The 25,086-nt window shown below is 45.5% G+C and carries 21 protein-coding genes; 9 read left to right on the top strand and 12 right to left on the bottom strand.

What is annotated here, in order from left to right; all coding sequences use genetic code 11:
- Positions 1-267: 267 nt before the first annotated feature.
- Positions 268-681: a c-type cytochrome gene (locus BS19_RS12320; RefSeq protein ID WP_038175597.1), complete on the top strand. Its 414-nt coding sequence runs from the start codon at positions 268-270 to the stop codon at positions 679-681.
- 81 nt (positions 682-762) lie between these two features.
- Here the strand turns inward: BS19_RS12320 and rep are convergent, their stop codons facing one another.
- Positions 763-2,781 carry a DNA helicase Rep gene (rep, locus tag BS19_RS12315; protein WP_038175596.1) on the bottom strand — a complete coding sequence of 673 codons (2,019 nt, stop codon included), beginning with the start codon at positions 2,779-2,781 and terminating at the stop codon, positions 763-765.
- A gap of 230 nt (positions 2,782-3,011) precedes the next feature.
- On the opposite strand from rep, the gene BS19_RS12310 reads away from it, so the two are divergent.
- The 4 genes from BS19_RS12310 (at position 3,012) to ubiK (ending at position 8,250) form a co-directional block, all read left to right on the top strand.
- On the top strand, positions 3,012-3,578 hold the full coding sequence (locus tag BS19_RS12310) for a TetR/AcrR family transcriptional regulator (RefSeq protein ID WP_038175595.1): 567 nt from the start codon (positions 3,012-3,014) through the stop codon (positions 3,576-3,578).
- Between the two features lie 18 nt (positions 3,579-3,596).
- On the top strand, positions 3,597-4,703 hold the full coding sequence (locus BS19_RS12305) for an efflux RND transporter periplasmic adaptor subunit (protein ID WP_038175594.1): 1,107 nt from the start codon (positions 3,597-3,599) through the stop codon (positions 4,701-4,703).
- Positions 4,704-4,714: 11 nt separating this feature from the next.
- Positions 4,715-7,837, top strand: a complete 3,123-nt coding sequence (locus BS19_RS12300; RefSeq protein WP_038175593.1) for a multidrug efflux RND transporter permease subunit — start codon at positions 4,715-4,717, stop codon at positions 7,835-7,837.
- Between the two features lie 161 nt (positions 7,838-7,998).
- Positions 7,999-8,250, top strand: coding sequence for a ubiquinone biosynthesis accessory factor UbiK (ubiK, locus tag BS19_RS12295; RefSeq protein WP_038175592.1), 252 nt, complete (start codon positions 7,999-8,001; stop codon positions 8,248-8,250).
- Positions 8,251-8,362: 112 nt separating this feature from the next.
- Here the strand turns inward: ubiK and ilvC are convergent, their stop codons facing one another.
- Positions 8,363-9,847 carry a ketol-acid reductoisomerase gene (gene ilvC, locus BS19_RS12290; protein WP_038175591.1) on the bottom strand — a complete coding sequence of 495 codons (1,485 nt, stop codon included), beginning with the start codon at positions 9,845-9,847 and terminating at the stop codon, positions 8,363-8,365.
- A 143-nt stretch (positions 9,848-9,990) separates the two neighbouring features.
- Between ilvC and ilvY the strand changes: the two genes are divergently transcribed.
- A complete protein-coding gene (gene ilvY / locus BS19_RS12285) occupies positions 9,991-10,881 on the top strand; it encodes an HTH-type transcriptional activator IlvY (protein WP_038175590.1) in 891 nt (296 codons plus the stop codon).
- Positions 10,882-10,973: 92 nt separating this feature from the next.
- On the opposite strand, the gene hemN is transcribed toward ilvY, so the two are convergent.
- The 5 genes from hemN to BS19_RS12260 form a co-directional block, all read right to left on the bottom strand.
- Positions 10,974-12,362, bottom strand: a complete 1,389-nt coding sequence (gene hemN, locus BS19_RS12280; RefSeq protein WP_038175589.1) for an oxygen-independent coproporphyrinogen III oxidase — start codon at positions 12,360-12,362, stop codon at positions 10,974-10,976.
- Between the two features lie 175 nt (positions 12,363-12,537).
- Complete coding sequence (locus BS19_RS12275; protein WP_038175588.1) at positions 12,538-13,026, bottom strand: DUF2489 domain-containing protein; 489 nt, start codon at positions 13,024-13,026, stop codon at positions 12,538-12,540.
- Positions 13,027-13,035: 9 nt separating this feature from the next.
- Positions 13,036-13,596: a Der GTPase-activating protein YihI gene (gene yihI / locus BS19_RS12270; RefSeq protein ID WP_038175587.1), complete on the bottom strand. Its 561-nt coding sequence runs from the start codon at positions 13,594-13,596 to the stop codon at positions 13,036-13,038.
- The gene (locus tag BS19_RS12265) at positions 13,596-14,234 is read right to left on the bottom strand and encodes a class I SAM-dependent methyltransferase (RefSeq protein ID WP_038175586.1); all 639 of its coding nucleotides are present in this window, start codon (positions 14,232-14,234) and stop codon (positions 13,596-13,598) included. Before BS19_RS12265 ends, yihI begins: the two co-directional genes overlap by 1 nt.
- Positions 14,235-14,946: 712 nt before the next feature.
- On the bottom strand, positions 14,947-15,564 hold the full coding sequence (locus tag BS19_RS12260; RefSeq protein WP_038175585.1) for a c-type cytochrome: 618 nt from the start codon (positions 15,562-15,564) through the stop codon (positions 14,947-14,949).
- A gap of 148 nt (positions 15,565-15,712) precedes the next feature.
- Here BS19_RS12260 and yihA point away from each other — a divergent pair, with 148 nt between their 5' ends.
- The gene (gene yihA / locus BS19_RS12255; RefSeq protein WP_038175584.1) at positions 15,713-16,405 is read left to right on the top strand and encodes a ribosome biogenesis GTP-binding protein YihA/YsxC; all 693 of its coding nucleotides are present in this window, start codon (positions 15,713-15,715) and stop codon (positions 16,403-16,405) included.
- Positions 16,406-16,907: 502 nt separating this feature from the next.
- On the opposite strand, the gene spfP is transcribed toward yihA, so the two are convergent.
- The 4 genes from spfP to hemB form a co-directional block, all read right to left on the bottom strand.
- Positions 16,908-16,955: a small protein SpfP gene (spfP, locus tag BS19_RS20785; RefSeq protein ID WP_438356636.1), complete on the bottom strand. Its 48-nt coding sequence runs from the start codon at positions 16,953-16,955 to the stop codon at positions 16,908-16,910.
- Between the two features lie 193 nt (positions 16,956-17,148).
- Positions 17,149-19,944 carry a DNA polymerase I gene (gene polA, locus BS19_RS12250; protein WP_038175583.1) on the bottom strand — a complete coding sequence of 932 codons (2,796 nt, stop codon included), beginning with the start codon at positions 19,942-19,944 and terminating at the stop codon, positions 17,149-17,151.
- 620 nt (positions 19,945-20,564) lie between these two features.
- Positions 20,565-20,999, bottom strand: coding sequence for a GNAT family N-acetyltransferase (locus tag BS19_RS12245; RefSeq protein ID WP_038175582.1), 435 nt, complete (start codon positions 20,997-20,999; stop codon positions 20,565-20,567).
- Between the two features lie 66 nt (positions 21,000-21,065).
- Positions 21,066-22,115, bottom strand: a complete 1,050-nt coding sequence (gene hemB / locus BS19_RS12240) for a porphobilinogen synthase (RefSeq protein WP_038175625.1) — start codon at positions 22,113-22,115, stop codon at positions 21,066-21,068.
- A 149-nt stretch (positions 22,116-22,264) separates the two neighbouring features.
- On the opposite strand from hemB, the gene BS19_RS12235 reads away from it, so the two are divergent.
- Both BS19_RS12235 and BS19_RS12230 read left to right on the top strand, forming a co-directional pair.
- Entirely contained in the window at positions 22,265-23,035 is a 771-nt protein-coding gene (locus tag BS19_RS12235) for a TatD family hydrolase (RefSeq protein WP_038175581.1), read from the top strand.
- 36 nt (positions 23,036-23,071) lie between these two features.
- Positions 23,072-24,274, top strand: coding sequence for a cation:proton antiporter (locus BS19_RS12230; protein WP_038175580.1), 1,203 nt, complete (start codon positions 23,072-23,074; stop codon positions 24,272-24,274).
- Between the two features lie 58 nt (positions 24,275-24,332).
- On the opposite strand, the gene tatC is transcribed toward BS19_RS12230, so the two are convergent.
- A complete protein-coding gene (gene tatC, locus BS19_RS12225) occupies positions 24,333-25,085 on the bottom strand; it encodes a twin-arginine translocase subunit TatC (protein ID WP_038175579.1) in 753 nt (250 codons plus the stop codon).
- Position 25,086: the final 1 nt, after the last annotated feature.

Here is a 25,086-nt window from a genome sequence, read left to right as displayed (position 1 = left end):
CCGTCTAGTACTTTTTAAAGTTTTTTTATCGTTTGGTGCCTTTTTGGGCAATTAAAGTGTGATAAACCCCTATTTCCCATTAGATAACCGCCATAAAGCAAGTAACTTGTTGTTTATTGCAACAAGTTAACAGGATATAATCACCCATTATTTACATTGATTTAACAGCAACACTGGTGTTTTACGCACTTTGGTTCGATGTTGATCAAATCCCACTCTAATAACGGGTAAGCACGCACTTACCTTCAGGAATGTAAAGTGAGTTTAATGGATATGTCTCGAAAAATGTTAACCGCTTTGGTCGCTGCAATCACCTTTTCTAGCGCCTCTTTTGCAGCCAATGTAAGCCAAGAACAATATGACGCTATTGCAGAACGCATTAAACCTGTCGGTGATGTTTACCTAGCCGGTGCAGAGCCAGTGAAAGCGGAACCAACAGGGCCACGTGATGGCGCGACCGTTTACGGTACCTTCTGTATTGCTTGTCACGCATCAGGCGTTAGCGGCGCACCGAAAACAGGTAACGCAGAAGACTGGGCTCCACGTATTGCGCAAGGTAAAGATGTATTGGCTAACCATGCAATTAATGGCTTCAACGCTATGCCAGCGCGCGGCTCATGTATGGATTGTTCCGATGATGAAATCATCGCGGCCATTGAGCATATGATTGCCGACCTGTAACTGCCTTCTATATCTATAATAGATAGGTAGAAGAAAGATAGAGCAGAAAGGCTTGGTGTTGTCACCAAGCCTTTTTATTGTCTATTTCTTATTAAACATCGCTCTTAGGTTGGCAATATGTGCCTGCCCTTTCGCCATCCGCTCTTCTTGAGTCACGGGCTTTTTGGTCTCTTCCCAGTCAACATCGTCAAATGGCAGCTCATCTAAGAATCGGCTCTGACTCGGTTTAATCAACTCACCAAACTGACGGCGCTCTTTACACATAGTAAAAGTCAGTTCGCGTTGAGCACGGGTGATACCGACATACATCAAACGGCGCTCCTCTTCGACATTCTCTTCATCAATGCTGGTTTGATGGGGCAAGATCCCCTCTTCTGCACCGATTAAGTAAACGTAAGGAAACTCCAAGCCTTTTGAAGCATGTAGCGTCATTAACTGCACTGCATCACTGTCTTCATCGTCTTCGCCACGTTCCATCATGTCACGCAGGGTCAATCGCTGAACCACCTCTTTTAAACTCTTCTCTTCTTGGTCGTAGTTGTCACCCTCAAGATCAGCAACAATCCAAGAATAGAGGTCCGATACGTTTTTCATCCGCATTTCTGCAGCTTTTGGACTGGTTGATGTCTCATACAGCCAATCTTCATAATTAATATCACGCACGAGTGAACGTACCGCCTCAACGGTGTCGCCTCGCTCCGCTTGATCAGCAATTTTCACCAGCCAAGTGGTAAAACGGCGTAAGTTTTCTAGGCCGCGCCCCGATAAGCTCTGTTCAAGCCCCATCTCAAAGCTGACTTCGAACAAACTCTTACCACGCATATTGGCATAACTACCGAGTTTCTCTAAGGTGACTGGGCCAATTTCGCGGCGCGGCGTATTTACAATACGCAGAAACGCATTATCGTCATCCGGGTTCACCAGCACACGCAGATAAGCCATGATGTCTTTTATCTCAGCGCGAGCAAAGAAAGAAGTACCGCCCGACAGCTTATAAGGTACGCGGTTTTGCATCAGCGACTTTTCAATCAAACGCGATTGATGGTTACCACGATAAAGCACGGCGTAATCTTTATAATCGGTGCGGTTGAGGAACTTGTGGGCGATAAGCTCCCCTGTCACACGTTCAGCTTCATGCTCTTCATTTTTAGCCAACAGTACTTTGAGTTTCTCACCATCAGGAATTTCGGAGAACAGCGACTTCTGGTACACATGGGGGTTATTGGCAATCAAGATATTGGCAGCACGCAGAATACGGCTGGTTGAGCGATAATTTTGTTCCAATTTAATCAAGCGCAAATTCGGGTAATCTTCGCCGAGCAAGACTAAATTTTGCGGTTTAGCACCACGCCATGAATAGATCGATTGGTCGTCGTCACCTACCACCGTCAAGCGTCCGCGCTCACCGACAATCAACTTCACTAATTCGTACTGAGTGGTGTTGGTATCTTGATACTCATCGACTAATAGATAACGAATACGGTTTTGCCAACGCTGACGCACCTCTTGATTGGTGCGCAACAAGAGTACTGGTAGCAAAATCAAGTCATCGAAGTCGAGTGCGTTATACGCTTTCATCTGTTTTTGGTACATTTCAAAACAGAAAGCAAATAACTGTTGCTGCTCGCCTTGAGCCTGTGCTTTAGCCTGATCAGGCGTCAGCATATCATTTTTCCAGTTGGAAATCGTACTGAGCAATTGACGCAGTAAATCTTTATCACCATCGAGCTGTTGCTCGGTGAGCTCTTTGAGCAGTGCCAGTTGGTCTTGGTCATCAAACAGCGAAAATCCAGACTTTAAGCCCAGCACCTTATACTCTCGCTTAATGATATTGAGCCCCAAGGTATGAAACGTCGACACCATGAAGCCTTTCGATTCGCTTTTGCCCAGCGTCTGGCCGACACGTTCTTTCATTTCTCGCGCCGCTTTATTAGTAAACGTCACCGCAGCAATGTTACGTGCCTTGTAACCACAGTGCTGAACCAAGTACGCCATTTTGTTGGTGATAACACGCGTCTTGCCTGAGCCAGCACCCGCAAGCACAAGGCAAGGTCCAGATACGTATTTAACAGCTTGATCTTGATTGGGGTTCAGCTTCATGACTATCTCAGAAGTGGGAATAAAGTGGCGACTATAATAATAGTGCAACCATTAGATTGCTATGTTTATACCCGATAGACGTATACCTAAGTTGTGGCAAAGTGTCTCCTTGAGAAAATTTCACTCATCTCATGCAAAATTTTGTTGCATATTTGGTATGCTTTTCAGTTATAATGAATGAACGTTCATTCACTGGCCATTCTATATAGACCATGTCTAGGTTTCATCCTATGGAAGATAAAAGACAAAAAATTATTGATGCTGCTGAAAAACTGATCGCCGAATCAGGCTTTCACGGCCTATCAATGCATAAGCTAGCTAGAGAGGCTGGGGTTGCTGCAGGCACCATTTATCGTTATTTCTCAGATAAAGAAGACTTATTGCAACAAGTTCGTTTGACGGTTTGTCAGCGCAACGCTGAAATTATTCAGCGCGATGTTGATGACAACATGCCACTGAAACAACGCTTTCGCAAAATGTGGTTAAACATTTTCGATCTTTCAAGGTCTAACATCGAGTCATTAAAGAATCGAGCTCAATACGATTCTTTGCCATGTGTTCGCAGCCATGAAACCAAAGAGATCGAAAGTCAGATGTTCCATAAAGTCGATAAAATGTTTTCAGAAGGACGCGATCAGCGAGTATTCAAATCTTTAGATAACTCGGTGTTAGCAGCACTGAGTTTGGAAGTGAGTGTCACATTGGCACGTAAACAATCTCTCGGATATTACCATCTGGACCAAGAGGCCATTGAAGCGGCCATTGAGGCCAGTTGGGATGCAATTACAACACACTAATTTGGAGTTCTAGTCAGAATGAAAAAGTGGACTTTTTTTATGTTACTTATCGCAATACTGCTTTTTGGCAGTGTGATAGGTTTTAATCTCTTCAAACAACAGAAGATCGCTGAATATATGGCGAACCGACCTGAACCTGAATTTCCCGTGACAGTGACTCAGGTCGAAGCGGTAGATTGGGTACCCGTTATTGAAGCGATCGGCTTTATCGAGCCAAACCAAGGCGTTACAGTAGCCAACGAAACCAGCGGTGTGATTAATAAGATTACCTTCGAATCAGGCACCCTAGTAGAAGAAGGCCAACCTCTGGTTCAACTCGATTCTGAAGTCGAAAAAGCGAACCTCAAGAGTGCACAAGCCAAATTGCCTGCTGCCGAGGCCAAATACAAACGCTATCAAGGTCTATTCAAGAAAGGCTCAATTTCTAAAGAAGCTTACGATGATGCAGAAGCTAACTATTTCTCTTTAAAAGCCGACATTGAAAGCTTGAAAGCGGCTATCGATCGCCGTGAAATCAAAGCGCCATTTGCTGGTGTGGTTGGTATCCGCAATGTGTATTTAGGTCAATATTTACAACCAGGTACTGACATTGTTCGTCTTGAAGATACCAGTGTAATGCGCCTACGATTTACGGTTCCACAAACCGATATCTCTCGCATTTCAATCGATCAAGAAGTTGATATCTTTGTTGATGCTTATCCAGACTCACCATTTAAAGGCTCAATCACAGCTATCGAGCCGGCGGTCAGTGTTCAAAGTGGTTTAATTCAAGTTCAAGCTGATATTCCCAACAATGATGGCAAGCTTCGCAGCGGCATGTTTGCCCGTGCGAACATCATTTTGCCTAAATTAACAAACCAAATCACACTGCCACAAACGGCGATCACCTTCACGCTCTACGGTGATAATGTTTATATCATCACAGAAGAAAATGGTGAAAAACGCGTGAAACAAAGCGTTGTGAAAGTTGGAGAACGAACAGCAGACATCGCGCACATTCTTGAAGGTGTGAAAGCTGGAGACGTGGTGGTGACATCAGGTCAAGTTCGTTTAAGTAATGGAGTCAAAGTACGCGTTGTAGAAAGTGATGCAACCACTCCACCAGCTGAAACACCAATGCTTTAACCGGAGGAATCATGCGCTTTACTGATGTTTTTATTAAACGTCCAGTTTTGGCGGTATCTATCAGCTTTTTGATAGCCTTGCTCGGTTTGCAAGCAATGTTCAAAATGCAGGTCAGTGAATACCCTGAAATGACGAATACGGTAGTAACCGTCACCACCAGTTACTACGGTGCAAGTGCTGACTTGGTTCAAGGCTTTATTACTCAGCCATTGGAACAAGCTGTCGCACAAGCCGATAACATTGACTATATGACTTCATCGTCCGTACTAGGTAAATCAACCATTACGGTCAATATGAAGCTCAATACTGACCCAAATGCGGCCTTATCTGACGTATTAGCCAAATCGAACTCGGTTCGTTCTCAGCTACCAAAAGAAGCTGAAGACCCAACCGTAACCATGTCGACCGGCTCAACAACGGCGGTAATGTACATTGGCTTTACCAGTGATGATTTAAAGTCGAGCCAAATTACCGACTACTTGGAACGCGTTGTTAACCCTCAGCTATACGCCGTCAATGGTATTGCCAGTATCGACCTTTATGGTGGTCTGAAATATGCGTTACGTGTATGGCTTGATCCTGAAAAAATGGGCGCATTGAAACTCACTGCAACAGATGTGATGGGTGTACTCAACGCCAACAACTATCAATCCGCGACGGGGCAAGCAACCGGAGAGTTCGTTCTCTATAATGGTAGCGCCAATACTCAGGTATCCAATGTTACTGAGCTTGAAAACTTAGTGGTTAAATCCAATGATGGCCAAGTCACCCGTTTAGGTGATATTGCCAAAGTCACATTGGAAAAAAGTCACGATGTTTATCGCGCCACGGCAAATGGTAATGAAGCCGTAGTAGCAGCGATTAACGCGGCACCTAGTGCCAACCCCATTAATATCGCCGCCAGCGTACGGGATATGTTGCCGCACTTACAACGCAACCTTCCTAGCAACATCACCATGAACATCATGTATGACTCAACCATTGCTATTAACGAGTCTATCAATGAAGTAATTAAGACGATTGCGGAAGCCGCTTTGATCGTTTTGGTGGTTATCACGCTATTCTTAGGGTCACTTCGTGCCGTTATCATCCCTATTGTCACTATCCCGCTATCACTTATTGGTGTAGCGATGGTTATGCAAACGATGGGATTTTCGTGGAACCTGATGACTCTACTGGCGATGGTTTTGGCTATCGGCTTGGTCGTTGATGATGCCATCGTTGTTCTTGAGAACGTCGATCGACACATTAAAGAAGGTGAATCACCGTTCCGCGCTGCGATTATTGGTACCCGTGAAATTGCAGTACCCGTTATTGCGATGACACTAACCCTAGGCGCGGTATATGCTCCGATAGCATTAATGGGTGGTATTACCGGTTCACTGTTTAAAGAATTTGCTCTCACTCTCGCAGGTTCGGTGTTTGTCTCAGGTATTATTGCATTAACACTGTCACCAATGATGTGTTCAAAAATGCTTAAAGCAAACGAAAAGCCAAGCAAGTTTGAAAGCACCGTTCATTCAGTATTGGAACGCATGACCAATCGCTACGAGGGAATGTTGCGCGCGGTTCTTGCTCACAGACCGGTGGTTTTAGCGTTTGCTGTTATCGTGTTTATGAGTTTACCTTTATTGTTTAAATTCATTCCAAGCGAGTTGGCACCTTCCGAAGATAAAGGCGTGGTGATGATGATCGGTACGGGTTCTTCAAACTCGAACTTAGATTACATGCAAAACACCATGAATGACGTCAACGAGATTCTGTCTGCTCAACCAGAAGTTGCATTTGCGCAGGTATTTACTGGTGTTCCAAATTCCAACCAAGCGTTTGGTATCGCTTCGATGGTTCCATGGAGTGAGCGTGAAGCAAGCCAGGCAGAAGTGACCAATCGCATTGGCGGGTTAGTCACTAACATCCCAGGTATGGCGGTAACGACCTTCCAAATGCCAGAATTACCTGGTGCAGGTTCTGGATTGCCGATTCAGTTTGTTATTACCACACCAAATGCGTTTGAAAGCTTATTTACTGTTGCCTCTGATGTACTTGCAGAAACAACAGCAAGCCCGCTCTTCGTTTATTCAAACCTCGATTTAAACTACGATTCGGCAACGATGAAGATTAATATCGATAAAGATAAAGCGGGAGCTTATGGCGTGACCATGCAAGATATCGGTATTACTTTAAGTACCATGATGTCTGATGGCTACGTTAACCGTATCGACTTAAACGGTCGTTCTTATGAGGTTATTCCTCAGGTTGAACGTAAGTGGCGTCTGAACCCAGAGTCAATGAACAACTACTATGTTCGTTCAGCAAATGGCGAAGCCGTACCACTGGGCAGTTTAATCTCGATTGATGTGGTAGCAGAGCCATTATCACTGCCTCACTTCAACCAGTTGAATTCAGCAACCGTGGGCGCAGTTCCATCCCCAGGTACTGCCATGGGCGATGCCATTGATTGGTTTGAAAACACCGCCCAAACCAAACTGCCTGCTGGCTACAACCATGACTACATGGGTGAAGCTCGTCAATTTGTGACAGAAGGAAGTGCGCTGTATGCGACCTTTGGTCTGGCACTGGCGATCATCTTCTTGGTATTGGCTATTCAGTTTGAATCACTCAAAGACCCATTGGTGATCATGGTATCCGTACCGCTTGCTATTTGTGGGGCATTAATTGCTCTGGCATGGGGCGCTGCGACGATGAACATCTACTCTCAGGTCGGTTTGATCACACTGGTAGGTCTGATTACCAAGCACGGTATTCTTATTTGTGAAGTAGCGAAAGAAGAGCAGCTACATAACAAAAAGTCTCGTATGGAAGCGGTAACGGAAGCGGCGAAAGTTCGTCTTCGTCCAATTCTTATGACAACCGCGGCGATGATTGCAGGTCTTATCCCGCTGATGTACGCAACAGGTGCTGGCGCAGCGCAGCGTTTCAGCATCGGTATTGTTATCGTGGCGGGTCTAGCGATTGGTACCATCTTTACCTTGTTCGTATTGCCTGTTATTTACAGCTACCTAGCAGAAAAACACAAACCATTACCAGTGTTTGTGGAGGATAAAGACCTCGAAAAGCTAGCAAGAATTGATGAAGCAAAAGCCGCGTGTCGCGACTTAGCCGACAATCGTTAATCCCTTGCTCGACAAAGGCCACTTCGGTGGCCTTTTTTATACCTATCACAACTCGCCCCACCTCATTGCTCAACGTTGGTTCGCTTTTTTGCTATCCAAGTAGCGACTTTCCCGTATCAATTACTTAGAATTAGAGCAAATTGAAAGGAGTTTTAGACACTATGTTTGACCCAAAGAAGTTAGAACAAATCGCTAAACAGATTCATGACTCAATGCCAGCGCCAGTTAAAGAGCTTGGCGCCGATGTTGACCAGAAAGTACGCCAAGTTATTCAAGGCCAACTGAATAAATTGGATGTGGTAAGCCGTGAAGAGTTCGACGTACAAACTCAAGTGCTATTGCGTACACGCCAAAAGCTGACAGAGATGGAGCAGAAACTGGCGGCTCTAGAAGAGAAGCTCGCGGATAAGTAATGCAACGCTAGAATAACAAAAGGCTTGGTCAACGGTGACCAAGCCTTTTTATTAGATGTTGTGTTTTATTATGTATTTATTGACCCCAATCTGGCTGGAGTTGTTGCCTAATTTAGCCACCTACCGCGATATTTTTCATATCCGTCATATAACCACGAAGTTCTTCACCAATGTACTCAACAGGGTGGTTACGGATAGTATCGTTTACGGCGATGAGAGTTGCGTTATCCACTTGGTTAGACGTTTCGCCCAGACCTTTACCAATCACATCCGTTGATACCGAAGGCATGAACTTCTCACGCAATAGCGGAGTTGCGACGTTGGCAAATAGGTAGTTACCGTACTCTGCGGTATCTGAAATAACTACATTCATTTCGTATAGGCGCTTACGTGCCACTGTGTTAGCGATAAGTGGAAGCTCATGCAATGACTCATAATACGCTGACTCATCAATGATGCCTGATGCGGTCATGGCTTCGAACGCAAGCTCAACACCCGCACGAACCATCGCTACGAGTAGGATGCCGTTATCGAAATACTCTTGCTCTGAAATTTCGATATCTGACTCTGGGTAATTTTCAAACGCAGTTTCACCCGTCTCTTCACGCCAACCAAGTAGGTTCGCATCGTCGTTGGCCCAGTCAGCCATCATGGTGCTTGAGAACTCACCCGTGATGATGTCATCCATGTGCTTGTTGTACAGTGGACGCATTAGCTCTTTCAGCTCTTCAGACAGTTCAAAGGCTTTCACTTTAGCTGGGTTTGATAGACGGTCCATCATGTGTGTAATGCCACCGAACTTCAGTGCTTCAGTGATGGTTTCCCAACCGTATTGCAGTAATTTACCGGCATAGCTTGGGTCAATACCGTCAGCAATCATCTTCTCGTAAGAGACAATAGAACCCGCTTGCAGCATGCCACATAGAATCGTTTGTTCACCCATCAAGTCTGATTTTACTTCAGCAACGAATGAAGACTCTAGACAACCAGCACGATGACCACCTGTACCCGCAGCCCATGCTTTAGCGATATCCCAACCTTCACCTTGTGGATCGTTCTCTGGGTGAACCGCAATCAGGGTTGGAACGCCGAAGCCACGTTTGTACTCTTCACGTACCTCGGTACCTGGACACTTAGGTGCTACCATCACAACCGTGATGTCTTTACGAATTTGCATGCCTTCTTCAACCACATTGAAGCCATGCGAGTAACCAAGTGCAGCGCCTTGTTTCATCAGTGGCATCACCGTTTCTACCACATTAGTGTGTTGCTTATCTGGTGTTAGGTTGATAACCAGATCCGCTTGTGGGATCAGAGTTTCGTAGCTTGCCACTTCAAAGCCGTTCTCTTTGGCGTTTTTGTATGATTGACGCTGCTCATCAATCGCAGCCTGACGCAATGCATACGCAACGTTGAGGCCTGAATCACGCATATTTAGGCCTTGGTTTAGGCCTTGAGCACCACAACCAACAATGACAATCTTCTTACCTTTAAGGTAATCCGCTTCCGTGGCGAATTCGCTGCGGTCCATAAAACGACAACGACCAAGTTGGTCAAGCTGCTCACGAAGGTTTAAAGTGTTGAAATAGTTAGCCATTAGGCGCTCCTTTAAGAATTTGTCCATTGAAGGTCGGTCGCTTTGTACCGAATGAGTTCATACTAAATCAGACAGTAAGTTGCTTAAAGTGATATATTCACAATTAGTTATTGCAATAAATGCAACAAGGACATGACGCTTTTATGAACATTAAGAGCCTGCAGCTATTCATTCATCTGTGTGATAGTAAAAGCTTTGCTAAAACCGCCTCTGCGATGCACATCAGCCCGTCAGCACTCAGTCGCCAGATTCAAAAATTGGAAGCGGACACCAAGCAAGTACTGTTCGTGCGCGACAACCGTAGTGTTGAGCTGACACCTGCCGCGAAAAAACTGCTCCCTGTCGCACTCAACATTTTAGGTGAATGGCAAGATTACAACGCTCACATTAAGGGCCATGAGCAGGAATTACGTGGTGAGATTCGCCTGTTCTGTTCCGTGACCGCCAGCTATAGCCATCTGCCTGAATTGCTGTCTGAGTTTCGCCTCCAGCACCCTTTTATTGAGTTTAAACTTTCGACAGGTGACCCGGCTCAAGCCATCGATAGAGTGCTTGCCGATGATGTCGATATGGCAATAGCGGCGAAGCCGGAACAACTTCCCGCGCGAATAGAGTTTGAGGCCATCAGCGAAATTCCACTTTCGGTAATCGCGCCAGCTGGAGTCAGTAATTTCGCCAAAGTGCTGCAACAAGATAAACCTGACTGGTCATTAATTCCGTTTATTGTGCCAGAGTCAGGTACCGCGCGAGAGCGGGCCAATACGTGGTTTAAGGCAATGAAAATTAAGCCCAATATTTATGCGCAAGTCTCTGGTCATGAAGCGATTGTCAGTATGGTTGCGCTTGGGTGCGGGGTCGGCATCGCGCCAGATGTGGTGATCAATAACAGCCCAGTAAAAGAGAAAATTGAGCGTTTAAAAGTTGCTTCGATTAAGCCCTTTAGTCTCGGCGTATGTTGCAAACGCTCTCAATTGGATAACCCGCTGGTCAAGGCATTGTGGGACACCGCCCACGATACCTATATCGCTCCATAAGCCCACACCAGATACAACAAAGCCACCGTTTTTTCAGAGATAGAGAAAGACGGTGGCTTGTGATGCTTGCAATTTTCAAATACGCAGAAGATTTAGATAACGCGAGAGAACTGCTGCTGTCTCGCCTTCGCTCTTAGATACTTATCAAAACACATACAGATGTTGCGAATCAACAAACGTCCACGCAAAGTCACGCGAATTTCGTTATCGTCAATCTCAACCAATTGGTCATTGATAAAGGTCTGCAGCAACTCGAGATCTTGCTTAAAGTAAGCATTAAAGTTAACGCCAAACTCAGATTCGATCGCCGTTTTGTCGAGCTTAAAGTTACAAATTAGCTGCTTAATCACTTCACGACGAAGTAAGTCATCACTATCTAGAGCCACCCCTTTCCATAATGCGTGGCGCTGATCGCTGACTTGCGCGTAGTACTTTTTCAGCTCTTTCTGGTTCTGCGCATAAGCATCACCCACCATAGAGATGGCCGACACGCCGAAACCGACCAAATCCGCCTCACCTTGAGTGGTATAGCCTTGGAAGTTTCGATGCAAAATACCCTGACGCTGAGCAACCGCGAGTTCATCATCCGGCTTAGCAAAGTGGTCCATACCAATAAATTGGTAACCATCATTGGTCAAAGTGGCAATGGTATCTTGAAGAATCGCCATTTTTTCATCAGCCGCAGGGAGATCCTCATCTTTAATCTTACGCTGCGCTGCAAACAGTTGCGGCATATGAGCGTAGTTAAAGATCGATAGACGACCTGGCTGCATCTCGAGTACTTGTTCTAGTGTCTTCGCAAATGACTGCTTGGTTTGCTTAGGTAAACCGTAGATAAGATCTAGGTTAGTCGAGCGGAAACCGAGCTGATTCGCTCGCTCAACCATGGCAAAAATGAACGCTTCATCTTGCTCTCGGTTGACGAGCTTCTGCACTTCTTTGTTGAAGTCTTGGACACCAATGCTCAAGCGGTTGAAGCCTTCACTACGCAAATGGTCAAGGACATCGAGATCAATCTCACGTGGATCGACTTCAATGCTGATCTCCGCATCGGCCTCAAAGTAGAATTCACCACGTAAAATGGCCATCAAGCGGCTAATCTGCGTTTTACTGAGGAATGTGGGCGTACCGCCACCGAAATGAAGCTGAGTAACTGTGCGTTGTTGTATCAAAGCCGCGCGAGTGCGGATCTCAAGTTCAAGCGCATCTAAATACTCATCCGCTTTATGGGCGTGACGAGTGATCACCTTATTACAACCACAGTAGTAGCAAAGCTGGTGGCAGAAAGGGATGTGAATATACAACGACAGTGGCCTGTCCGGATACTGAGCACATGCCATGTCATAGTCCGCTACCGTAAACGCCTCGTGAAACTCTAAGGCAGTCGGATATGAGGTATAACGAGGACCTGAATAGTTGTACTTATCTAGGATGGCTTGATCCCAGACGATTTGCTGGCTTGCGACGACAGGCTGCGACATGTTGGTATTTCCGTTTGGGCTATGGTGCTTATTGGGCGCAAGGCGCCATGTCATTAGCAGGCTATTTTGCCACACCTGATGCGAACGCGAAGGTGGGCAGTCTGCTTTTTAACAAGCAATACTCAGAAGTGATAACTCGATCACTACCCTTTTAGAGTGAGTGATCGAGACACGCTTAGATCATTTGAATGTTGATCTGATTGTTCAGTGGCTGAATCTTTTTCTGCAGGCGCTTAAGTTCTTCAATAATGTCTTGTTGAAGGCGCGCTTCTGCTTTGTGGCGCTCAAGGTTGTGCTTCATGCGCTGTTGCTTGTCAAGTTGCTGCCTTTCTTCGCCGCGTGGCATATCTTTAACGATATGGAACAGCTCTGAAGTCGCTGGAAACTCTTGGTCGAAATCGACACGGTCTTCACCCTGAACATAGTCCATGATGTTATAAACACGAATACTGATTTCTGACAGGTCACACTGCTCTTGGATACCGGCTAAGCAAAGAACACTCACGCTTTCAAAGATATTGGCATTACGCTTCTCAATGGCAAGCTTGTGGTGCTGCAACTGCAAATCCTTTTGCTTCTTAAGCTGGAGCAGAAGGTAACCCGCATAAACGGCCAGACCGAGAATAATCGCTCCGCCAGCAATGGCTAATAAGGTTACATTCATAGTGCTCTTTTACCCTTTAAATTGATTCAGGTCTAAACTCTCGAACTGAGACAATAATGCTTCATCAGAGTCGGCTTTTTTGCTCGGTTTCTTTGCCGCAGCAGGCACGACGACTTCTGGTTCAATCTCGTCTTGTGATTCTTCTTGGTAAATACCAAGTTGTCTCATCAATACTTCGATACGAGCAAGCTTCTCGTCAACGTACTTCTGCAGACCCATACCGAGCTTGTCACCATTGTCTAAACGATCAAGCAATACGTTGAGCTGTGCATCGTTTTCCAATATTTCCAGCTCTTTCTCTGCACTTATACGACGTTCAACCTTAGTTGGTTTCTTCGCCGCTTCAACAATCAGTGGAATTTTTTTCTTGCTGCCCAAACGTGGGTCACGTTTTTGGCCTGCAGAGTTCTGCTGTTCATTTTGTGCGTCAGAGTGACGGTTACCCGTTTTTAAACCTTTGCGCTTTTTATCTTTTTTACGCAAACGACCTTCAACGTCGGCTTGCGAGCGGTTACGTACTACGACTACGTCGCCATTACCGCCTGATCTTGCTTTTTTACTACGGCTCATTACTGGGCTTTCCTCAGTAAAATTACATCATTACCAATAAATTCAAGCTCGAGCTGATCCCGCTCTGCCAGAAAGTGAAACGTTGCTCGGCTAAAGAACACCACGTGGGTGGGATCATTCTTATAATGCCATGCCGCAAACGCTTCTACATCCTTAACCATCTTGGTCATTAGACCAATCCAGCCTCCTGGCTTAACTAAATTCAACCATTGCTGCCACACTTTGTTGGGCTCATATAAGTGCTCGATGACTTCGGTGGCAGTCATAAAGTCATACGTTTTCTGCAATACCTCAGTATCTGAGTGATAGTAGATATCGTACAAACTCATGGTGTGTCCCTGCTCTTGCAACATTAACGATAATGTTGGACCAGGACCACAACCAAAATCTAACCCGTGAGAATGTGGCTCAATGCGCGTTAATATCGGGTCGGCAACTCGTGATAAAAAGCCTCGATACCCAGCGTCATTTGGATCATTCTCATGCAAATCGTAGTGTGCTTTCTCTTGCTTTGCATCAAGACGTTGCTCTGGATTGACAAACACCAAAGCACATTGCTGACATTGAAGATAGGCACGACGCTTATCTGCAAAATAGTGCTCTGTGTCCAAGCTTTGACAAAGGGGACAATTGTGCATGAATACATCCTCAAACAGGGATGCGAAACATACCAGAAAGTCAGGTCAGAGTGGAGTACTATTGCGCAAATAATCAGCGATTATTAAAAAATAGCAATAAAAAAAGCGATAGAGTATCTCTATCGCTTCCTAAATGCCGATTGGCAAAACTGTGTTGCACAGACTTGTGTGCATCAATATTCCATTTGTTTTTTGTGCTTTCCCTGCCAAAAGGTGTTGTTTGCCACCATCCTGGTGAATTTTGGCTTTCCTTTTACTTCCTGATACCTGGGCTATCCCTTAGCCTGATCCGTTACCTGTCTGAACCATTAGACGAGTTGACCATCCGTATCGAGACAGCTTCCTGCTGACTCTTAATCCTTTAATGCTATCGAATCTCCGTGACTCGCAATCCTTGGAGACGTCCTAGTCTGAATTCCTCTATCAGCGCCCTGCCGATGACTTCACTTTATCGCGTTACCAACTTGATGCAATCCACGAATAGCAAAAAACCGCTATTTTTTTCAGCCGAATCTTAGACCTTTATTTTTCAATCATTTATCAATCGAAGCGCGTCGTATCAAGCAACAAGTATGGACGATCTCTTACAAGTACAATCGCTAGATTGCTCACCGCGAGGACCCTCTAACTGTGAGCGAGCACGCATGAAAAAGCCCAAACCTAAGTTTGGGCTTTTTCAGTACAACTTTGTGCTCGAACGAATAAGTAGGGCTTAGTGTAGGCCACCAACGTATTTAGAAAGAGTATCGATATCTTCATCAGTCAGCTTCTTAGCGATATCACGCATCATCGCGTTCATATCGTTGTCACGATTTCCATCGCGGAATTTTTCAAGCTGAGCCTTGATGTAGTCGGCGTGTTGGCCAGAGATTTTAGGAAAACCTGAAAGCTCAGTACCATTACCACGAGGACCATGACAAGCGATACATGCGGCTAAACCACGCTCTGCATCACCGGCTGTGTAGAGGGCCTTACCTTTTTTGACAACATTTTCTGGCGTTGAGTTGCTAGAAATTGGCAAAGAAGCGTAATAAGCAGCAAGGTCTTGCATATCTTGCTCAGACAGTGGCATAGCCATACCACTCATCACAGGATCGTAACGACCTTGCTTACCATTGCTAGTCATACCTAGCTTGAGATCTTTGAGCTGCTTTTCTAGGTATTTAGCATGCTGACCTGCAAGTTTAGGGTACATAGCGAGTTGACTGTTGCCATCAGCACCGTGGCAGGCAACACACGTTTGGGATTTTGCTTTACCAGCTTCGATGCTGCCTTGGGCCCACACAGAGCAGCTGGCTAAAAGACTCAAGATTAGCGCTAATTTCTTCATGACATTCCATTATAATTATCAAGCTTCCGGTACCACTCTGCGTTAACACTCATGGTACAATAGGCGACCTTATGCCGAGCACGGTTATTTTACACAATTTCACAAAAAAGTAATCAATCGACTACACAAAGTCGAGATGGAGTTAACAGTGAGCGTAAAAATTCATTATCAAAACACGCATTTCATCACCAGCGCACCTGATATTCGTCATTTGCCTGAAGATGAAGGTATCGAAGTTGCGTTTGCAGGGCGCTCCAACGCCGGTAAGTCAAGCTCTCTAAATCGCCTGACCAATCAGCGCAACTTAGCTAAAACCAGTAAAACCCCTGGTCGTACTCAATTAATCAACTTATTTAAAGTGACTGAAGGTTGCCATATTGTTGATTTGCCGGGCTATGGCTTTGCGCAGGTCCCGCTCGAAATGAAAAAGAAATGGCAAAAATCTCTCGGTGAGTATTTACAAAAGCGCCAGAGTTTAAAGGGCTTAGTGGTATTGATGGATATCCGTCACCCAATGAAAGACCTCGACCAACAACTGATTTTCTGGGCAGTCGACAGCGGTATTCCAGTCCAGGTGCTATTAACGAAAGCAGATAAGTTGAAAAGCGGCGCACGTAAAGCACAGGTGCTAAAAATTCAGCAAGAGGCCATCGGCTTTGGTGGCGATGTCAACGTTGCCCCATTCTCATCACTTAAAGGCATCGGCGTTGATGTGTTACGCAATAAGCTTGATACTTGGTTTGCACCCGCGATTGCTGCGCAAATGACTGATGATGTCATCGAAGCAGAGTCAGTGGATCAAACAGAGTCAGTGGATGTAGATAGCGACGAACAACAATAACGCTATGCAATAGAATCTTAGCCCTGCCAATTTTGGTGGGGCTTTTTTTGTTGCTCATTTTTATTGCTGAAGAAATAAAGAGCCCCACCATCCTGGCGGGGCAATGGGAGAGAAATAATCGTTATTAGTTATTATCTGCTAAGCATTATGCATCTCGCGATGTAAATCAATCACCTAGACTAAACCACCCTCACGACAAACCTCTTCATTATTTGTAGACTAACCCACTGATAAATTTATCTTTATTTATGGTTTGCGACTTTTCTTGCCGATTGAGCCACTTTGATTTTCGAATCAAAATAACCAAAGTGTGATTGGTATAAAGTTACAAAGTTTTGCAAAATTACACATTCACACTGACCAGGAGTCGACATTAGAAAAAGTAAATAAACGTTGAATAACGTGGCGTTAAAAGAGGGAAATCGCGGTGAAAAGTAGCATGAAAAATTTTCTTTGGCCCAATAAAAAACGCCCCAGTCAAAAGCTGACTGGGGCGGCTGAATCAGCCTAATCCAATAACGTGAAACAAAAGGTCTGAAAGATAGAACATCTTACCTCTGTACCCTACGTCGAATAATGTACAACAATTGGTCAGAAATGAAAACCACTTTTGTAACTTTTTTTCATGATAGTTTTGTTAAACTACATATCAACCAGCAGGTGCGTAACTTCTTTTAGGTGTAAAAAAAGCCAGTGTTTGTGCACTGGCTCATGTTATTGCGTTGTTTTTGCGACTTTTATGTCTAGTGGGCCTGATCCCAGTTGTCACCGTGGCCTGACTCAGCCACCAATGGAACGTTTAGTTGGGCGGCAGACTCCATCAATTGTTGTACTTTACTTTCAATTTCGGCCAAAGCTGACTCTTTAACTTCAAAAACCAGCTCATCGTGTACCTGCATCAGTAACTTCACTCGACCATCGCCATGTTGCTCAATCCAGTCAGCAACCAGCAACATCGCCTTTTTAATGATATCCGCTGCCGTTCCCTGCATGGGAGCGTTAATCGCCGCGCGCTCAGCCGCTTTGCGACGCATGCCATTACGTGACTTAATTTCTGGCAGGTGTAAACGGCGACCAAAAATGGTTTCAACGTAACCTTGTTCCGATGCTGCGCTGCGCGTGTCTTCCATATAGTGCATAACACCAGGATAACGTTCAAAATAGGTATCGATATAGTGCTGCGCTTCACCGCGTGGAATGCCCAACTGTTTGGCCAGACCGAACGCACTCATGCCATAAATCAAACCAAAGTTAACCGCTTTAGCACGACGACGCTGTTCGCTGGTGACCTGTTCAATATCAACACCGATGATCTCAGCGGCGGTGGCGGTATGAATATCTTTACCTTGTTGGAACGCTTCCAACAGTGCCTTATCGCCCGATAAGTGGGCCATAATGCGCAGTTCAATTTGCGAATAGTCGACGGCCATGATCTTATAACCATGCGGGGCAATGAATGCTTGGCGAATGCGGCGCCCCTCTTCATTACGAATTGGAATATTCTGCAAGTTTGGATCGGTCGATGAAAGACGCCCAGTCGCTGTAACCGCTTGATGATATGAGGTGTGAACACGCCCAGTTTCAGGGTTAATCATCTTCGGCAATTTGTCGGTATAGGTCGACTTTAGCTTGGCTAAACCACGATATTCTAAAATCAGCTTTGGTAGTGGGTAATCAAGTGCTAACTCTTGCAACACCTCTTCGTTGGTCGATGGCGTACCTGATGGCGTCTTCTTCACCACGGGAAGTCCCATTTTCTCAAACAAAATCGCTTGCAGTTGCTTGGGAGAGTTCATATTGAACTCTTGCTCGGCAACCTCGTAAGCCTTTTGTTCAAGCTGGTCAAGACGCTGAGCTATCTCTTGTGATTGCGTGGCCAGCTTCATATCATCAATCAATACACCAGTACGTTCAATACGTGAAAGCACAGGCACTAAAGGGACTTCGATTTGCTCATAAACCGCTTTGAGTTTTTCGTCCTGGTCGATGTTTTCCATTAAGCGCTTGTGCAAACGTAGCGTCACATCTGCATCTTCGGCCGCATAAGGCGCAGCTTGGTCGAGTTCAATTTGATTGAAGGTGAGCTGCTTTTTGCCTTTGCCTGCGATTTGCTCGAAAGAAATACAGCTATGTTGCAAAAAGCGCAGTGCTAAGCTGTCCATGTCATGTTTACCGCCAACACTGTTGTAAACATACGAAGCCAACATGGTGTCGTATTTGATACCTTTCAATTCAATGTCGTATCGAGCCAATACGCTTGCATCATATTTGAGGTTTTGTCCTACTTTGGCTTGCGAGTCATCTTCTAAGATCGGCTTGAGTTGTGCTAGAACCCAATCACGGTCAAGCTGTTGCGGGGCATCTAGGTAGTCGTGCGCCACAGGTACATACGCTGCCACCCCCTCTTCGACCGCAAACGAGACCCCGACGAGATTAGCCACCATGTAGTTGAGGCTATCGGTCTCGGTATCGAAGGCAAACACATCCGCCGCTTTAAGCTTATCGAGCCAAATATTGAACGTCTCTTGATCTAAAATCGTTTGGTATTGGCTACGATCGATGTTGACTGCTGAGACATTGAGCTCAGGCGCGTTTGTCACTGACCCCGAGTTACGCATTGCGCCTGACTTTTCGTCGGCTTCGACCACACCAGTGCCACCTTCAAGTAGCTCGTTGAGCCATGACTTGAATACCAACTCACCGTACAATTTAACCAGCTCGTCTTTGTTCGGCACGCTCTTGAGCAACGCGTCGTAGTCTTGCTCTAGCTCAACATCCAATTTGATGGTCGCTAGCTCATACGAGAGCATCGCATTGTCTTTATTGTCGATGAGTTTTTTCGCCATGGTCTTGGAACCACGGAAACCAAGCGCAGCAATATCATCGAGATTTTGATAAATTTTCTCTAGGCTGCCAATGCCCTGTAACAAAGCCGTCGCGGTTTTATCGCCGACACCCGGAACCCCCGGAATGTTATCGACTTTATCGCCCATCAAGGCTAGATAATCGATGATCAATTCGGGAGGAATACCAAACTTCTCAATCACCCCTTCACGATCAAGCACAACATTCGTCATGGTGTTGATCAAAGTAACGTTCTCATCCACCAGCTGGGCCATATCTTTATCGCCAGTACTGATCAGCACAGGGACACCATTTTGAGATGCTTGATGGGCTAAAGTACCGATCACATCATCCGCTTCAACGCCTGGAACACAAATCAAGGGAAGCCCCATGGCACGGATAACATTATGTAAAGGCTCGATTTGGCAACGTAGATCATCCGGCATCGGCGGACGATTGGCTTTATATTCCGGATACATATCATCACGGAAAGTTTTACCTTTTGCATCAAACACCACGGCCATACGATCCGACGCAAATTGACGCATCATACTGCGCAGCATATTAACCACACCGTAAACGGCGTTGGTCGGTATATCACCATTACTCATGGTGCCAGGATAAGCATGAAAAGCGCGGTAAAGGTAAGAAGAACCGTCGATGAGTATTAACGGATTATCAGGGATATGAGCCATAGTCTTTACGTATCCAAAGAAAATGCAAAAAGATCTGCCTAGAATGCCATGACTGCGTCAGTGAATCCATTTTAACTCTGTCACCGTTAGCTCTCTTGTTGGTTGATTCAGCTCTCGAACAACGCCACCCATTGTGGATAACTCTGTTCATACTATTTATCCACAGGATATAAAAACGGGTACAAAGCAATGAAATCAAAACATAAACCACTGAAATAAAGCAATAAATTACAAGATCGATCCCGTTAAGATCGATCTTATTTTGATCTTGGATTGTGGAAAAGACTATTGGTGTCCTTTTGTTCATTACCAAATCGCAGACATAAAAAAAGCGACATCGAAAGATGTCGCCTAGCAAAAAGGGTTAAAGCAAATACATAGTGAGGTGCTTTACCATAAAGCTATAAATTACACTGGAAGCAATGTGAGCAATGTCGTGTCAAAAAGAACTGGGGTAAGTCCGTAAAGTGCCGTGTCATTACCAAGCTCAATAATGAATTGGGTAATTCGACGTCTTTGTGAACTTCTCTCATTCCCTAAGACGATATAAATAATAACCATTCTCATTTAATTGTTCAAGCATTAAATGAGAAAAAGTCTCATTTAATTTTTAAGACTGTTTAAAATGACTTAATAAAATGAATTCGGCTGTCACTCAAAGGCTGCTTATGCTCAAAATGTTCAATCAAATAACCGTTGCGCAGCAGCAGCCTCAACATTGCTGGAAACTGATTGCTCGACTTCACTTTGAGTTGCTGATAACCCTGCTGCTCGACCCATTGCTGTTGAAATTCAAGTAAGGATTGGGCAACGCCTTTATTCCTCGCCATCGGCGAAACGCCACCGAACCAACTATAAAAAGTCTTACTATCGAGTTGATAGCCAATTTTGAAACCCAAGATCTGACCAGCTTGCTCGGCAACTTGAATCAAATGGCGTTTTTGTTGCAATCGTATCGATAGCGTTTCAATGGTCTCTTTACGTCGAAACTCATCGATCTGTTCGACAACTTGCACACACTCAGACAGAGTGCCTTGGCGATAGGTTATGCTCATGCCTACTCCTAAAACGAATAAAGGCTGACAATCGTCAGCCTTTGGAATGTCGGTTAACTCGCGATGTTAGTCGTGATCGACTTGCAAAAACGTGGCGGCTTGCGCGTTTTCTTGTGCTAGCCACTCAGCGACATCTTTCGCAAAGTAGGTCAAAATACCGTCGGCACCAGCGCGCTTAAAGCACAATAGTGATTCCATCACAGTATCACGCTCACTAAGCCAGCCATTAGCAAAGGCCGCTTTATGCATCGCATACTCACCAGAAACTTGGTAAGCAAACGTCGGTACTTCGAGCTCAGATTTCACTCGGCGCACAACATCTAAATACGGCATGCCCGGCTTAACCATCACCATATCTGCACCTTCGTTGATGTCCATCGCGACTTCATGAATCGCTTCATCACTATTGGCAGGATCCATCTGGTAGTTTTTCTTGTTGCCACCTTTAAGGTTGCTGGCACTGCCGACCGCATCACGGAAAGGACCGTAGTAGCATGACGCGTATTTCGCTGAGTAAGCCATGATCTGAGTATTAATATGACCAGCATTCTCTAGTGCTTGACGAATCGCACCGATACGGCCGTCCATCATATCCGATGGCGCAACCACATCAGCACCCGCTTCAGCATGAGACAGCGCCTGTTTAACCAATACCTTGGTGGTTTCGTCGTTCAACACGTAGCCGTCTTCATCAATGATGCCGTCTTGGCCATGCGTGGTGAACGGGTCAAGCGCAACGTCAGTAATCACACCAATTTGTGGTACATGCTCTTTCAGAGAACGAACGGCACGCTGAACTAAACCTTCCGGGTTATAAGCTTCAGCAGCGCATAAGCTTTTCGCATCTTGGTTTACGACAGGGAAGAGAGCAATGGCTGGTACACCCAGTTGCGCGAGATACTGCGCTTCTTCTAACATCAAGTCGATCGATAGACGCTCGATACCCGGCATTGATTCGATGCTTTCACGGCGATCCTTGCCCATCAAAATAAACATTGGGTAGATGAGATCATTAACAGACAATTGGTTCTCAGCCATCAAACGGCGGCTAAAGTCATGTTTACGCAAACGGCGCATACGACGGCCAGGAAACTGACCTTGAATCGATACTGACACTCTATTCTCCTTGTCTGGTGCAAGTGCTTTTGCCTGCATAATATCACTCCTTACAAGTGACGCTAGCGACAAAGCAGAAAAATGCAAAAAATGACCCAAAGCTCACACTGCCGTATACTGACGACCTCTCATCAACCAAGAGATTTACCATGATTGATAGCCATGCTCATATCTATGCCAGCGAATTTGATAATGACCGTGATGACGTTGTTGCTCGCGCATTAGCTCAAGGCATTGATAAAATTCTGCTGCCCAACATCGACTTAGAGTCGATTGAGCCCATGCTAGCTACGGAAACCAAGTACCCAAATATCTGTCGTTCGATGATGGGTTTACACCCCTGTTATGTCGATGGCAACGTCAAACAGACGCTCGATATCATTCACTCTTGGTTTGCCAAACATCACTTTATTGCCGTTGGTGAAATTGGCATTGATCTCTACTGGGACAAAACCTTTAAAGCCGAGCAAGAGATGGCATTTATCACCCAACTCAATTGGGCCAAAGAGATGCAACTGCCAGTGGTGATTCATACCAGAGACTCAATACAAGAGACCTTAACTCTACTGAGTAAAGAACAAGATGGGACACTGTCAGGCGTGTTTCACTGCTTCGGCGGTAGCCTTGAAGAAGCGCATGCGATCAACGGCTTAGGGTTCCACCTTGGGCTTGGTGGCGTCTCTACGTTTAAAAACGGTGGTATGGATAAAGTAATCCCTGAGCTTGATATGGATTATGTGATTCTCGAAACAGATTGCCCTTACTTGGCCCCAGTTCCACACCGAGGTAAGCGCAATGAGCCCGCTTACACTCATTTGGTTGCCGAACGAGTGGCAACTCTACGTGATATCAGCATTGATGATGTTGATAGACAAACGACCGCCAATGCTGAGGCTCTATTTAACTTAAGCAGCCGATAATGAAGATAAAGCTCGCTTCAAATTAAGGAAGTTTACATGGATTTAGAACATATTTACGCCGTGATGAGCCTTATCGCAGGGATTGTTTTTTTCTACACGCTGATTGCAAAACGTATCGAGAACTCTGGAATTTCAGGCCCGATCGTCTACGTGATCGTGGGCCTGTTACTTGGCGAGTATGGTTTTGCCATTATTGGTGAATCCTTAGAAATGAATCAATTAAGGTTGTTCGTCGATCTAACTCTCGCTTTAATCTTATTCTCAGACGCGGCGCAATCCAATCTGACTGTGTTAAAACAAAAGGCCATGTATCCAGTAAGAATGCTACTGCTTGGTTTGCCAGGGGCGATTGTCTTGGGCACCCTGTTTGCCGTTGTCTTATTGGATGTGTTGTCTTTGGTCGAAGCCGCTATCCTCGCCACTATGTTGGCAGCCACTGATGCTGCCTTAGGCAAGGCGGTGATTTCAAATCCGAAAGTACCAGCGCCTGTCAGCGAAGGCTTAAATGTAGAAAGCGGCCTCAATGACGGCATGTGTGTGCCTATTTTGCTCTTACTTATCGCGATAGCGACCAGTTCCACTGATTCGCAACTCACGACTAGCCATGCATTAATGGTGTTTGCCGAAGAGCTGGGAATTGGGATGGTCGTCGGGCTCTCGTTGGCCTATATCGGCGCAAAGCTGTTGCAGTGGAGTGCTAGCAAAGATTGGCTGAGTGAAGTTTGGTCTCAACTGACCGTCGGGGCCATCGCCCTTAGCAGTTTTGGCTTAGCGCAAACCCTTCATGGTAGTGGTTACATCGCCGCTTTTACAGGAGGTCTGTTATTCGGCCATTTGGCGTCTCGTCATAAACACAAACTAGTGTTAACCACTGAAAGTATGGCTGAACTATTAGCAATGCTAACTTGGATACTGTTTGGCGCGGCAGTCATTGGTCAAGTGATTGGCCTATTTTCAGCCAACATGATTGTTTATGCACTCATCAGCCTCACGCTAGTGCGTATGCTACCCATCTACCTTTCGTTCTTAGGCACCTCAGTACCAAAGGGTCATCGATTATTTATGGGTTGGTTTGGTCCACGTGGCCTGGCAAGTATCGTGTTCACCATTATTGTGCTGGATGCGGATTTGCCTGGCGGTCAGTTTATAGCACTCACAGTCACTTGTACGGTGATACTGAGTTTAGTCTTGCATGGCATTACGGCCCGTCCACTGGCTGAACGAATAGGCAAAGACTAACGAAAAAGAGCGGGATAGTACCCGCTCTTTTGTTTTATTGTTTTATTGTTTTATTGTTTTAAACCTGTTCGTCGTCGACTTCATCTTGTTCTTTGCGCACATAAAAACGGGCAAAGAACAGGCCGACTTCGAACAGTAAACACATCGGAATCGCCAGTAAGGTCTGCGAAATCATATCGGGCGGAGTCAGCATCATGCCGACGACAAACGCGGCCACCACAATATACGGGCGCTTCTCACTTAAGCTTTTCGGATCAGTCGCGCCTGTCCAACACAATAAGATGATCGCGACTGGCACTTCAAACGCAATCCCGAACGCCAAGAACAGCGCCAGAACAAAGTCGAGATAACTTGAGATATCAGTGGCAAACTCGACCCCGCCAAGTGAAATTGCCGTGAAGAAGCCAAACACCAACGGGAATACGACAAAATACGCAAACGCCACACCGCAGTAAAATAGCAGTGAACTCGAGAACAGCAGTGGCATGACTAAACGACGTTCATGTTTGTATAAACCGGGTGCAACAAAAGCCCACACTTGATACAAGATAAACGGCACCGCAACAAAAATAGACGCGATCAGCGTCAATTTTAACGGCGTAAAGAAAGGCGATGCGACATCGGTGGCGATCATTGTCGCCCCCTCAGGTAGCCTGTCGACTAAAGGCGCCGAAACAAACTCATAGATGTCATTGGCAAAATAGATCAGCCCCAAGAACACCACTAACACTGCGACAATAGCACGCAGTAAGCGATTTCTTAGCTCAAGTAAATGGCTGATCAAAGGTTGTGTCTGCTCAACAGAAGACATG

Source organism: Vibrio pacinii DSM 19139, assembly GCF_000711795.1.
GTDB lineage: Bacteria > Pseudomonadota > Gammaproteobacteria > Enterobacterales > Vibrionaceae > Vibrio > Vibrio pacinii.
Note: the sequence above shows the minus strand (reverse complement) of the source record. Positions and strands in the feature narration are given on the sequence as shown.